Origin of the sequence: Pantoea pleuroti (assembly GCF_014156615.1) — a bacterium.
Classification (GTDB): domain Bacteria; phylum Pseudomonadota; class Gammaproteobacteria; order Enterobacterales; family Enterobacteriaceae; genus Pantoea; species Pantoea agglomerans.
In genome coordinates, this window is the sequence record NZ_SBFD01000005.1 from 59,612 (window position 1) to 71,783 (window position 12,172).

At 54.9% G+C, this 12,172-nt stretch carries 13 protein-coding genes; 9 read left to right on the forward strand and 4 right to left on the reverse strand.

Going from position 1 to position 12,172, the window contains the following annotated elements:
* Nucleotides 1-367: 367 nt before the first annotated feature.
* Nucleotides 368-763, reverse strand: coding sequence for a transposase (locus EPG66_RS13385; protein ID WP_003855733.1), 396 nt, complete (start codon nt 761-763; stop codon nt 368-370).
* 525 nt (nt 764-1,288) lie between these two features.
* On the opposite strand from EPG66_RS13385, the gene EPG66_RS13390 reads away from it, so the two are divergent.
* Together EPG66_RS13390 and EPG66_RS13395 are read left to right on the forward strand one after the other, a co-directional pair.
* Nucleotides 1,289-2,545, forward strand: coding sequence for an oligosaccharide flippase family protein (locus EPG66_RS13390; RefSeq protein ID WP_031591774.1), 1,257 nt, complete (start codon nt 1,289-1,291; stop codon nt 2,543-2,545).
* Nucleotides 2,546-2,553: 8 nt separating this feature from the next.
* Complete coding sequence (locus tag EPG66_RS13395; protein WP_031591771.1) at nt 2,554-3,504, forward strand: ATP-grasp fold amidoligase family protein; 951 nt, start codon at nt 2,554-2,556, stop codon at nt 3,502-3,504.
* Nucleotides 3,505-3,558: 54 nt separating this feature from the next.
* On the opposite strand, the gene EPG66_RS13400 is transcribed toward EPG66_RS13395, so the two are convergent.
* Nucleotides 3,559-3,840, reverse strand: coding sequence for a YjcB family protein (locus EPG66_RS13400; protein WP_031591768.1), 282 nt, complete (start codon nt 3,838-3,840; stop codon nt 3,559-3,561).
* A 254-nt stretch (nt 3,841-4,094) separates the two neighbouring features.
* Nucleotides 4,095-4,520, reverse strand: a complete 426-nt coding sequence (soxS, locus tag EPG66_RS13405; RefSeq protein WP_010252163.1) for a superoxide response transcriptional regulator SoxS — start codon at nt 4,518-4,520, stop codon at nt 4,095-4,097.
* 100 nt (nt 4,521-4,620) lie between these two features.
* Between soxS and soxR the strand changes: the two genes are divergently transcribed.
* The 4 genes from soxR to EPG66_RS13425 all read left to right on the forward strand — a co-directional run bounded on the left by soxR (nt 4,621) and on the right by EPG66_RS13425 (nt 9,315).
* Entirely contained in the window at nt 4,621-5,106 is a 486-nt protein-coding gene (soxR, locus tag EPG66_RS13410) for a redox-sensitive transcriptional activator SoxR (RefSeq protein ID WP_031591766.1), read from the forward strand.
* A 39-nt stretch (nt 5,107-5,145) separates the two neighbouring features.
* Nucleotides 5,146-5,811: a glutathione S-transferase family protein gene (locus EPG66_RS13415; RefSeq protein ID WP_031591764.1), complete on the forward strand. Its 666-nt coding sequence runs from the start codon at nt 5,146-5,148 to the stop codon at nt 5,809-5,811.
* Between the two features lie 359 nt (nt 5,812-6,170).
* On the forward strand, nt 6,171-7,520 hold the full coding sequence (locus EPG66_RS13420; RefSeq protein ID WP_010672052.1) for an NCS2 family permease: 1,350 nt from the start codon (nt 6,171-6,173) through the stop codon (nt 7,518-7,520).
* 145 nt (nt 7,521-7,665) lie between these two features.
* Complete coding sequence (locus tag EPG66_RS13425) at nt 7,666-9,315, forward strand: Na+/H+ antiporter (RefSeq protein WP_031591761.1); 1,650 nt, start codon at nt 7,666-7,668, stop codon at nt 9,313-9,315.
* A gap of 44 nt (nt 9,316-9,359) precedes the next feature.
* On the opposite strand, the gene EPG66_RS13430 is transcribed toward EPG66_RS13425, so the two are convergent.
* On the reverse strand, nt 9,360-10,262 hold the full coding sequence (locus EPG66_RS13430) for a LysR family transcriptional regulator (protein WP_010252153.1): 903 nt from the start codon (nt 10,260-10,262) through the stop codon (nt 9,360-9,362).
* Between the two features lie 103 nt (nt 10,263-10,365).
* Here EPG66_RS13430 and EPG66_RS13435 point away from each other — a divergent pair, with 103 nt between their 5' ends.
* The 3 genes from EPG66_RS13435 (at nt 10,366) to EPG66_RS13445 (ending at nt 12,161) form a co-directional block, all read left to right on the forward strand.
* On the forward strand, nt 10,366-10,791 hold the full coding sequence (locus EPG66_RS13435; protein ID WP_182687210.1) for a CidA/LrgA family protein: 426 nt from the start codon (nt 10,366-10,368) through the stop codon (nt 10,789-10,791).
* Nucleotides 10,784-11,479: an LrgB family protein gene (locus tag EPG66_RS13440; protein WP_010252149.1), complete on the forward strand. Its 696-nt coding sequence runs from the start codon at nt 10,784-10,786 to the stop codon at nt 11,477-11,479. Before EPG66_RS13435 ends, EPG66_RS13440 begins: the two co-directional genes overlap by 8 nt.
* A gap of 136 nt (nt 11,480-11,615) precedes the next feature.
* Nucleotides 11,616-12,161: a YfaZ family outer membrane protein gene (locus EPG66_RS13445; RefSeq protein ID WP_010252147.1), complete on the forward strand. Its 546-nt coding sequence runs from the start codon at nt 11,616-11,618 to the stop codon at nt 12,159-12,161.
* The last annotated feature ends 11 nt before the right edge of the window (nt 12,162-12,172 follow it).

Sequence of the window (12,172 nt, forward strand, 5' to 3'; positions counted from 1 at the left end):
CAGCCGCAAAAATTTGAGTCAGGTCCAGCATTAACTCAAATGTATGGCGATTGTTTTTTGCGCGATCTTTAAATTGGCTTAATGATATTGAGACGATTTAGTTCCGACGATTAGCTGGGCTTACGTAAGAAAGGGAGGGCCCAATCCCGCGTAAACGAGATTGGGAAGGGAAGAGTAGCCGTAGAATGCGAGACGTTTGCTGTTGTGAATCAATTTTACCGCAAAAAAAGAAGCTTAGCCGTGAAGCCATTCATTAGTTATAAATGGAGCGGAAAAGGGGGCCGCAATTGTCCTGTTAAATGATCTTCATCTCTTCTGGTAAGAACAAATCTCAGCGTTAAGTCTAAAAAGCGCGGTAGCATTGGGTTTAGCGGTTCTCCGTGCCTGACGGATAATGGTATACGCTGCGGCTGATATCTAATAAGCGGCAGCTGCGACGGGTGCCGATGTCAAAGGTAGCCTGCAGGAAATCCACAGCCTGACGTTTTTCATTAGTGGTAAAGAAGTGCTTCAGAACGCTCTGCAGCATCTCTTTGTCCGAGTTGAGCGTCTGCAGTTCACGCGTGATGTTCTGCAGTTTTTCTTCCAGCTCTTTGATTTTTCTGCCTTCTTCCGAAGACAACCCAGAAAACTTCTTCTTCCAGCTGTAGAACGTGGCTTCAGAGATGCCTAACTCTTCACAAATCTCTCTGACTTTCACGCCCGATTCAGAAGCTTTAATGGCATTTGTGATTTGATCTTCGCTGTATCGTGACTTTCTCATAAATGCTCTTACCTTTCTTATCGATTAATGGATGAGAATGACTTTAATAATTTCTGGCACTGTAAGATTCTATTAAGGCAGTATTAAAGTGCGCGAATTGAATTGCGAAGCCTAAATTAAGATATTTAGAATAAATATCATCATGGGATAAATCTTATTTTATTCTTATCCGGTGGGCGTGCCTTCCTGGAGGGGGCTTTTTGTTATAAATTCATCGCATCCAAAATACGAAAAAATTCTACGTACATTGGATATTTAGCCTGACCGACTTGATTAATATGCCGGGAAGGACTCTTAAAGGTTGTTTTATTTTCAGCCTGAAATCGTTTCCATCTGAAGTGATTCGCGCCATTTATAATAAGAATTATCCTGAATTAACACTCCGGATCATGATTTACATCTCAATTTTCGGACCAGCTTGGTCTGAAGTCTTACATTTTCGCCAGGCCCACTGAGCGCTTATTAATTCGTTACAGGGATGTTGTACCGAAGCGGTTGTAGTTGAGTAATACTAAGGAAGAGTCGATGAAATTGAGCGTAATGTCTAATGCCGCCTGGATGATGTCAGAGAAGATCATCTCCGTTTTTGGCGTCATTTTTGTGACGTCTTACGTGGCGAAATCCTTTGGCCCAACGGTGTTTGGCCAGATGGCGTTTTCTACTTCACTATTTGCGATGGTGCAAACCGTTGCAATCTTTGGCACCGAAACCATTCTGTTTAAACGCGTCAGCAAAAATGCGTCAAAAGGCCTGCGTCTGATGACCATCGCCCGTACGATGAGAATGGTGCTGTTGCTGGTCACTTCGGTGCCAGTCTTAATCTGGGTCTGGTACAACATGCAGGAAAATTTCCTGGCGTTTGCACTGGCCTCATTTGTTGCCTCGGTTTTTGTCACCCAGGACACCTTCAGCGTTTATAACAACGCGCGTCTTGCCTCGCGTCTTAACACCATCGCCAACGCCGTGGGCATGCTGCTGAGTTTCGGCATCAGCTTCACCGTCGCCTGGCTGCGTCTTAATCCGCTCTGGCTGACGCTGTCGATTGTCGCAGTGACTCTGGTGCCTTACCTGATTAAGCGTCACAACTTCTATCAGGACCATCAGGATCAGATGCCACCACGCGAAAAGCGCACGGCCTATTTGCGTTATCTGATGTATGCCGGTCTGCCACTGGCGATCTCCAGCATCTTTATCTCTGTGCAGGTAAAAGCAGCGCAGATGTTCCTGGCAGGCACGGCACCCGCGCGCGACCTCGGGCTGTTTGCGGCGGCGAATACCATTTCCGCCTCATGGATTTTTATCCCGGTGGCGCTCATCACCTCCTGCTTCACTGAAATCTTCAGGGAGCGGGGCGAGGTCGCCATTAAGCTGGCTGCGCGGCTCAATGGCTATGTTATGGCTGTTTCATTGCTGATGCTGCTGGTCATTTCGCTTTATGGCGAGCGGATCATCATTGCGTTGTACGGCCCGGAATTCACACAGTCAGGAAGTCTCATTACGTTGCTGTCGATAGCGACCAGCTTTTCGGCAATGGGGACCGTAGCGTATCGCTACATGGTCAAAGAGGGAGGATTTAACTACTTGCTGAGGAAAATCATCTGCCTGATGGTCATCAGTTTGCCGCTCTCCTGGTGGTTGATCCAGGGTCACGGCATCATGGGGGCCGCGTGGAGCGTTTTCCTTTCAGAACTTTTGTCCCTGACCGTAATGAATTACTTCTTTAAAAACGGCGTCATTCAAAAGATTCAGGTTTCCTCACTCAACTACAAAACATACAAATGAGGTCAGATATGCTCAAGTTGAAAGAAGAACTCAGAAGAAGTGTGCAGTATTTTATTAAGAAGATGCCCTGGGCTTATCAGGACCGCATCTACTACTTCCATAAGTTCAGAAAGCTGCCCAATCTGCGTCAGCCAAAAGTGTTCAACGAGAAGGTGTTGTACCGTAAGTTTATCTTCGGCGATTACCAGAACTATGGTCGTCTGTCAGATAAGTACTCGGTGCGCGAATTCATTGCTGAAAAAATCGGTAATGAATACCTGATCCCGCTGGTACACGAAACCACTGACCCGACCACGCTCAACAGCTTACCCTGCTGGAAGGGGACGGTGATCAAGCCGAACCACGCCTCCAACATGGTAGAGATTCTGCTGGAGGAGCCGGACGCACTGCGCAAGCAGCAGATCATTCATGACTGCTATCGCTGGCTGAAGACCGACTTCGCCAACGAAGCGCGTGAGATTCACTATCGCTATATCAAGCCACGTATCCTGGTTGAGAAGTACATTGGTGATGGCAAAAGCGCGCCGATTGATTACAAGTTTCATATGTTCAACAAGCGTGATGGCAAGTTCGAATATGTGCTGCAGGTGATCTACAACCGCTGCCAGCCGCTGCTGTCGATGAATTTCTACGTGAATAACCTCAATGAGGCCTATCACAAGATTCGCGATACCGGTCTGGATGTCTCACCGATTATGCCGTCACTGGAACATGCGCTCGAACTGAGCAAGAAGCTGGCCAGTGATTTCGACTACGTGCGTGTGGACTGGTATATCCATGACGAGCGGATCTACTTTGGCGAACTGACCTTCACCCCAGGTGCAGGACTGGTCACCGGATTAGATCGTGGTTTAAATCAGATGATGGGAGATATGTGGATTCAGGACCGCCGCGGAACGCAGAGCCCGGGCGTTACAGTGCAGGATGTTAATATTCCTGCCATGTTGAAGAAAATTTAAGTACACACAGCAATATAAAAAACCCCGCTAAGCGGGGTTTTTTATGCGCAAAAATCAGGGCATCGGCCAGTCAGCAGGCGCCTGGCTCATCACATCGATAAAGGCATGCTTTGAGATTTCCAGAAAGTTATGCACGTTATCCATGCTCAGGGTAATGCCCATCAGACCGGTAACAAACCAGCAGGTCATGCCTAAACCAATCCCGCCACACATAAATGCCATCACGTGACGGCTATCCTGACGAAGTTTGGTTTTCAGGGTGCTGGCAAAAAACATCATGACTGCGCTCAGCAATTCCCAACGCATAACAAGTAAACTGGCGGTTAACGTAGCCATCGGCCGGACCTCAATATCAGTAAGTATTCCTGACAATCTGCGGACATCACCGGCGGCGGAAAAGTGTGTCAGGGGGTGCTTTTTCGCCGTCAACCCAGGTTCAAAGTGTGACTTGGGTCACATTATATCACCCGATTTTAAATTTTGAACAAAATTTGACTCTGGTATGGTAGCGGCGTGAGGGAATAGTGAGCAGTAGAAGAAGAACGGCGGGGAAATCAGTCAGATGCGCCCGGGCGGGCGCATCTGAAGGGTCAACGAACCGGACAGCACTCGCCGGTCGTGCGCTGGGTGAAGCTACTGATACCGTCATTGCAGCCAAAACTCAGCAGGCGAGGGCGCTGAATCGCCTGGCGGCGCATGGTGTGGCGGTAAGCGGTAGGCGTCTGTGAAAACTGACGACGAAACACACGGGAGAAGGTCTGCTGCGAGTCATAGCCATACTGCATCGCAATATCAAACACCGGGCGCTGTGTCTGCGACAGGGCTTCTGCAGCCAGCGTCAGACGGCGCTCGCGAATATAGCCACCCAGCGTCTGTTTCGTTACCGAACGGAACATACGCTGCAGGTGCCATTTCGAATAGCCCGATTTTGCGGCAACCTCATCGATCGACAGGCTCTTATCCAGGTTCTGGTCAATCCAGTGCGTCAGGGAATGAATGATCTCTTCTTGCATCATGGCCTCATCCTTCTGGTGCTTAATAAGCGGTAATAGGAGTTTAGTGGTTTTGATGGAGAGCGAGTATAATTCCTCAAGTTAACTTGAGGTAAAGAGCCTGATGAAAAAAGAACGCAACTATCCCAAACCGGTTTTAACACCGGGTGAAGTGGCGCGCCGCAGCGGTGTGGCGGTCTCGGCGCTGCACTTCTATGAGACCAAAGGGCTGATCTCCAGCACCCGCAACAGCGGCAATCAGCGGCGATACAGCCGTGATGTGCTGCGACGCGTCGCTATTATTAAGATTGCGCAGCGCATCGGCATTCCGCTGGCGACGGTCAGTAACAGTCTTGATCACATTCCGGCGAACACGCGCATGTCGGCACCGGAGTGGGATGCGCTGACCCGGCACTGGCGCGAAGAGCTGGATAAGCGCATTGAAACCCTGACCCGCCTGCGTAATGACCTGGATGGCTGTATCGGCTGCGGCTGTTTGTCGATGCGCGACTGCCCGCTGCGCAATCCCGGCGACCGGCTGGGTCAGCAGGGCTCGGGTGCGGTGCTGCTTGACCCGGAACAGGATGATAAACATCCGGATGTGGAGTGACGTCTATACTAGGGGAAGGTCAAAACACAGGGAATCATGATGATCACCGTTCACCATCTTGAGCAATCGCGCTCGCATCGGGTGCTGTGGCTGCTGGAAGAGCTGGAAGTGCCGTACCAGATTAAACGCTATCAACGCGAACCGACCATGCTGGCCCCGGAGGCGCTGAAAAAAGTGCATCCACTGGGAAAATCACCGGTCATTACCGACGGGAACCAGGTAGTGGCAGAATCAGGTGCCATTCTCGAATACCTTGAAGAGAAATATGATCACGAGTTCCGGCTCAAAGTGAGTGATGAGGCGTCGCGGCTGCAGTGCCGCTACTGGCTGCACTATGCCGAAGGCTCGCTGATGCCCCTGCTGGTGATGAAGCTCATCTTCGGTCAGATGGGTAAAGCACCGGTGCCGTGGCTGCTGCGCCCGGTCGGGGCGGCATTCGGTAAAGGCGTGCAGAAGGCGTTCCTGGATAAACAGCTTAAGCCACACATGCAGATGATCGAACAGCATCTGGCTGCAAATCCCTGGTTCGCCGGTCAGCGCTTCAGTATCGCTGATATCCAGATGAGCTTTCCGCTGCTGGCGCTTGCGCGACGTGCCGGACTGGAGCAGATGCCCGCCAGCCAGAAATGGCTGCAGACTGTGCAACAGCGTGCCGCCTGGCAGCGCGCGATCGATCAGGGCGGCGAGCTTTCGCTGCCAGGTTAATTCCCCTCCTCCACTGGCGGGTCGTGTCTCATCACGGCTGCGCCGGTGCGCATCCCCCCTGAAAATCGCGTTAACTTCAGGGCGTCAGCGTTTGACGTTGGCTTGTGCCGCGTGGCTGCTGGCGACTTAAGCCTGATCTTTATGCTGAAGAATCTCCCTCTGACAGTTGAAAATGTGCCGCTAAACGCCGGATAATCGCATGCCTTTTTATCTGGCCGCTTCTGGCGGCCAACTATCTGCGGCAAGGTAAACGTTTGCCTGCCGGGTAAAACCGGACAGTGACGCCGTCTACCCGCTTATTCCAGGGACAGCGATGGTCGCAGAGCGATCCACACAACAAAAATTTTTGAGGCTCAACTATGTCAACTGAATCACGCCCGGCCAGTGGAAAACTGGACGCCTGGTTCTCGATCTCGGCGCGCGGCAGCAGTGTGCGGCAGGAGATTCTGGCCGGACTCACCACCTTCCTAGCGATGGTCTACTCCGTCATCGTGGTGCCAGGAATGCTGGGCAAAGCCGGTTTTCCCCCCACTGCCGTGTTTGTCGCCACCTGTCTGGTTGCCAGCTTTGGTTCCATCATTATGGGCCTGTGGGCCAATCTGCCGATGGCGATTGGCTGTGCAATCTCCTTAACCGCCTTTACCGCTTTCAGCCTCGTGCTGGGCCAGCACATCAGCGTGCCGGTCGCGCTGGGCGCGGTGTTCCTGATGGGCCTGCTGTTTACCCTGATCTCGGTGACCGGCATTCGAGCCTGGATCCTGCGTAACCTGCCGATGGGCGTGGCGCACGGCACCGGCGTCGGGATTGGCCTGTTTTTGCTGCTGATTGCGGCTGACGGTGTAGGCCTGATAGTGAAAAACCCGGCACCGGGCCTGCCGGTGGCGCTGGGGCACTTCACCACCTTTCCGGTAATGATGACGCTGCTGGGACTGGCAGCGATTATTGGACTGGAGAAGCGCCGGATGCCCGGCGGCATTCTCATGACAATTATCGCCATTTCGCTGCTGGGGCTGATCTTCGATCCGGCGGTGAGCTACAAAGGATTATTTGCGCTGCCGAGCCTGCGTGATGCCAGCGGTGAGTCGCTGCTGTTCAGCCTCGATATTATGGGCGCGATGCAGCCGGTCGTGCTGCCAAGCGTGCTGGCACTGGTGATGACGGCGGTCTTTGACGCTACCGGCACCATTCGCGCGGTCGCGGGTCAGGCAAATCTGCTGGATAAACAGGGCCAGATTATCAATGGTGGCCGTGCGCTGACTAGCGACTCCGTCAGCAGCCTGTTCGCGGGTCTGGTGGGCGCGTCACCGGCTGCGGTTTATATCGAATCGGCGGCAGGAACGGCGGCGGGCGGCAAAACCGGTCTTACCGCGATTGTGGTTGGCCTGCTGTTCCTTGCCATTCTGTTTATGTCACCGCTGGCGTATCTGGTGCCGGCTTACGCCACCGCTCCCGCGCTGATGTATGTGGGTCTGCTGATGCTGAGTAACGTGGCGAAAGTCGACTTTAATGATTTTGTCGATGCGATGTCGGGCCTGTTAACGGCGGTGATTATCGTGCTCACCTGTAACATCGTCACCGGTATTATGATCGGCTTCGCCAGTCTGGTGGTGGGGCGTCTCTTCGCGGGGGAATGGCGTAAGCTCAACGTCGGCACCGTCATTATTGCTATCGCGCTGGTGGCGTTTTACGCCGGTGGCTGGGCGATCTGACTGTACAACCGGGCGTGCGGCTGCACGACCGGAATTTTCCACTATTTTCCCGCCCGGCGCACGCGTAGCTGACAATCTTCACCGCAGTTTGTTTTACACTTTAGCGCTTAACCAATGATTGAAAGAAACGACGCCTAAGGAAAGCATGGAAATCTTTTTTACAATTCTCATCATGACGCTGGTCGTGTCGCTCTCTGGCGTCGCGGCCCGCATTCTCCCTTTTCAGATCCCGTTGCCGCTGGTCCAGATCGCTGTTGGTGCGATGCTGGCCTGGCCGACTTTTGGTCTGCATGTCGACTTTGATCCGGAGCTGTTTCTGGTGCTGTTCATTCCGCCGCTGCTGTTCGCGGATGGCTGGAAGACGCCGATCAGTGAGTTCCTGCATCATGGTCGCGAGATAATTGGCTTAGCACTGGCGCTGGTCCTGATTACCGTGATCGGCATCGGCTATCTGATCTACTGGCTGGTACCGGGTATCCCGCTGATCCCTGCCTTTGCGCTGGCGGCGGTGCTGTCACCGACCGATGCCGTGGCGCTCTCAGGCATTGTCGGTGAAGGCCGTATTCCCAAGAAGATTATGTCGATCGTGCAGGGCGAAGCCCTGATGAATGACGCTTCGGGCCTGGTATCGCTGAAATTTGCCGTGGCAGTTGCCATGGGCACCATGGTGTTTACCTGGGGCGGTGCCAGCGTTGAGTTCCTGAAAGTGGCAGTGGGCGGTCTGATTGCGGGTGTCGCGATCTGCTGGCTCTACGGTAAGTCACTGCGCCTGCTCAGCCGCTGGAGCGGTGACGATCCGGCTACCCAGACCGTGCTGCTGCTGCTGCTGCCATTTGCCTCTTACCTGATTGCTGAACATCTGGGTGTCTCAGGCATCCTGGCGGCCGTGGCGGCCGGTATGACCATCACCCGTTCCGGTATTATTCGTCAGGCACCGCTGGCGATGCGCCTGCGTGCCAACAGCGTCTGGCAGATGCTGGAATTCGTCTTCAACGGCATGGTCTTCCTGATGCTGGGCCTGCAGTTGCCGGATATTCTGCAGACCTCTGTCGATCAGGCGCAGGCCGATCCGAACGTCGAACTCTGGATGCTGTTTGCCGATATCGGGCTGGTCTATGCCGCGCTGATGATCGTGCGTTTTGGCTGGCTGTGGATTATGCAGCGCTTCAGCAAACGCCTGCTGAAGAAGAAGCCGCTGGAGTTCTCCAACTACTCGTTGCGTGAACTGCTGATCGCCTCCTTTGCGGGTGTGCGCGGCGCGATTACCCTGGCCGGTGTCCTGTCGATTCCGCTGTTCCTGACCAACGGCGAGCCTTTCCCGGCGCGTTATGAGCTGGTCTTTATCGCCACCGGCGTGATTCTCTTCTCGCTGCTGGTGGGAGTGGTGATCCTGCCGATTCTGCTGCGCGGCATTGATACCATTGATAAAGGCGCACACCGTCGCGAGCTGCAGAATGCGCGTGCGGTAATGGCAGGCGCAGCCATTGAGAGTCTGCACAAGATGGAAGAGCGGCTGGAGAATGAGTCGGAAGAGAACATCGATCCGGAGCTGCTTAAAGAGGTGAGTCTGCGGGTGATTGGCAACTTACGTCGTCGCGCCGAAGGGAAGAATGACCTTGAACACGCGCTGTTCGCTGAGAACCTGGAGCGTCGCTTCCGCCTGACCGGACTGCGTGCCGAACGCGCTGAGCTCTATCATCTGCGCGCCACCCAGCAAATCTCCAATGAGACGATGCAGAAGTTACTGCACGACCTGGATCTGCTGGAAGCGCTGCTGATCGAAAAAGAGGAGTAAGTCCTGACTGGCACGCCTGCGCGTTAATGCGGCGTGCCAGCCTTTCACACCGACAGGCGCGGCGGCTCATCCGGCCAATGCTCACGACAGCAGGCTATCCACGCCTGCGCACTGCGCGACAGATAACTCCCTTCCCGCCAGATCAATCCCAGACTCCACTTCAGCTCCGATTCCAGCGGCAGCCACAGCAGCGACTGCTTATCCAGCCGCTGGCAGATCGGCTCCGGCAGAATCGCCAGCCCCATCTCCGCCTGCACCATCGCCGCCAGAAAATCCCACTGTCCGCTGCGAACCGCCACCGTTGGCGTCAGGTTGAGCCGCTGAAACGCCTGCATCAGCTGTCGATTCAGCGAAAACTCCTCATTAAAAATCAGCAGTGGATGCTCTGCCAGTTCTGCCAGTCCAATCTGCTGGCGGCTGAGCCACTCCGGGCGACGCGGCAGCAGTACGCAGAGCGGATGATGCATCAGGGGCAGGGTGTTCAGCGGTAGCTCGGCATCGACCGGTAGCGCGGTCAGGGCGATATCCAGACTGCCCGCCAGCACCGCCTGCTGGACGGTCAGACCGCCGAATTCAGAGATTTTTAGCTTCACACCGGGATAGCGGCGGCGAAACGCGGAAATCGAACCGGCGATCTGCATACCGACCATCGGCGGAATACCCAGTCGCAGCTCACCGGTTTTGAGCTGGTTGATGTCACCAATCTCCGCTTCCAGCTGATGAAACTCCTGCAGGATCGCCAGGCCGCGCTGATAGACCGCCTGGCCGCTGTCGGTGAGGTGCAGACGGCGACCATCGCGCAGGATCAGCGTGCAGCCCAGCTCCTCCTCCAGCTGGCGCAGCATTTTGCTGATGGTCGGTTGCGTCACAAACAGCTTCTGCGCCGCACGGGTAAAGCTCTGCTGGCGTACCACTTCAGTAAAATAACGCAGGGCGCGGACATCCATAACTATTCCTTTCAGGCATGATTTCGATAATTTTAATTCATTTTTTTCACCTTCTGTTGACGATTTATACTGGTGACATCAATTTAATCGGGGAGACAAGGTGATGGCGTTAGCGCTCACTTTACGCAGCAACCGCGCAGTGCAATGGCTCAGCCTGCCGCTGCAGCTGGGTTTCTATATCGGCCTGTTTATCGCCTGCGACCGGCTGGTAAGTTGGCTGCACCTGCCGCTGCCCGCCAATATTGTCGGGATGCTGCTGCTGCTGGCGTTAATCGTGACGCGGATTGTGCCGCTGAACTGGGTGAAAGCCGGGTCACGCTGGCTGCTGGCCGAGATGCTGCTGTTCTTTATTCCGGCTGTGGTGGCGGTGGTGAACTATGGCGATCTGCTGCGGGTTGATGGCTGGCGCATCTGTGTGGTGATCGGCGTCAGTACGCTGCTGGTGCTGGCCTCGACTGCCTGGGTGGTGGACCGGCTTTATCAGTATGAAATCGCACGCGCCGCGCGTAAGCAGGATCCGCATGCGTGATTTTCTGCTCAGCCTGCTGTGTGTCGCCGTTACGCTGCTGGTTTATGCGCTGAATAAACGGCTTTACCGCCGCTGGCGGACGCTGCTGCTGATGCCACTGGTGATGACGCCGCTGGTGCTGGTGGCATTGCTGCTGCTGACGCATATCAGCTGGCAGGATTACATCGCCGAAAACCACTGGCTGCTCTGGCTGCTGGGACCGGCGACGCTGGCGTTTGCCGTGCCGGTCTATGAGAATGTGGAAATTATAAAGCGCCACTGGCTGTCGCTGAGCGCGGGCGTAGTGACCGCGACGCTGGTCGCCGTCTGCAGTTCCGTCTGGCTGGCGCGGCTGTTAACCCTGCCGGAGTCGATTCAGCGCAGCCTGGCCGTGCGCTCTATCACCACGCCGTTTGCGCTGGCTGCGGCGGGTCCGATTGGCGGGCAGCCCGATCTGGTGGCGCTGTTCGTGGTGATCACGGGCGTGTTTGGCATGGCAATCGGCGATGTGCTGTTTCTGCGGCTCGCCATTAAGCAGGGCGTGGCGAAAGGCGCGGGATTCGGTGCGGCGTCCCACGGCGCCGGCACGGCACGCGCCTATCAGATTGGCGAGCAAGAGGGCGTGGTCGCCAGCCTGGTGATGATGCTCTCTGGCGTGGTGACCGTGGTGCTGGCCCCACTGATTGGGCACCTGATGTGGACAATATAGGCTACACTCCGTCGCACAGACGCTGGTCTGCGCTGAGACACGTATTTTTACGTAAAGTTTTCCAGATTTTGTTGTCTCCCCATTTCAGGCTGTTAACCTTGCGGCCGAATTAATTGTCCTTTCACGGAGTGGAATCATGTTTAAGCAACTTGTTGCCGGGAGCGCCCTCGGGCTGGTTTTAATGAGCGGTGCCGCTCAGGCGATTGAAGGCAGTGTTGATGTCAGCGAACACAACACCAACCTGAATGTGGGTCTGGGCACCACAACACCCGGTCTGTTTCTGAAAGGTAACTGGCTGCGTAGCGACCATGACGGCAGCACCTACGGCGCCGGTCTGGGTTACAACGTTGATTTCGGGCCGCTGCGTCTGGCGCCGACCGCAAAAGCGATCTTCACCCATCCTGAAGATGGAAAAGATGGATTTGCGGTGGCGCTGGGTGGTGCAGCACACTACAGCTTCAACAGCATGTGGGGCCTGTATGGCGAATATTATTACGCGCCGGAGTCTTTCACCGATCAGCTCGACAGCTATCAGGAAGCCGGTGGCGGCCTGAGCTTCACGCCGGTTTCACTGCTTAACCTGCGTGTGGGTTATCAGTACATCGAACTGAACAACAAAGATGGACGCAAAGATAACGTGCTGGTCGATGGCCCGTACGTGGGTGCATCGCTGCGCTTCTGATTCTGCTGCGC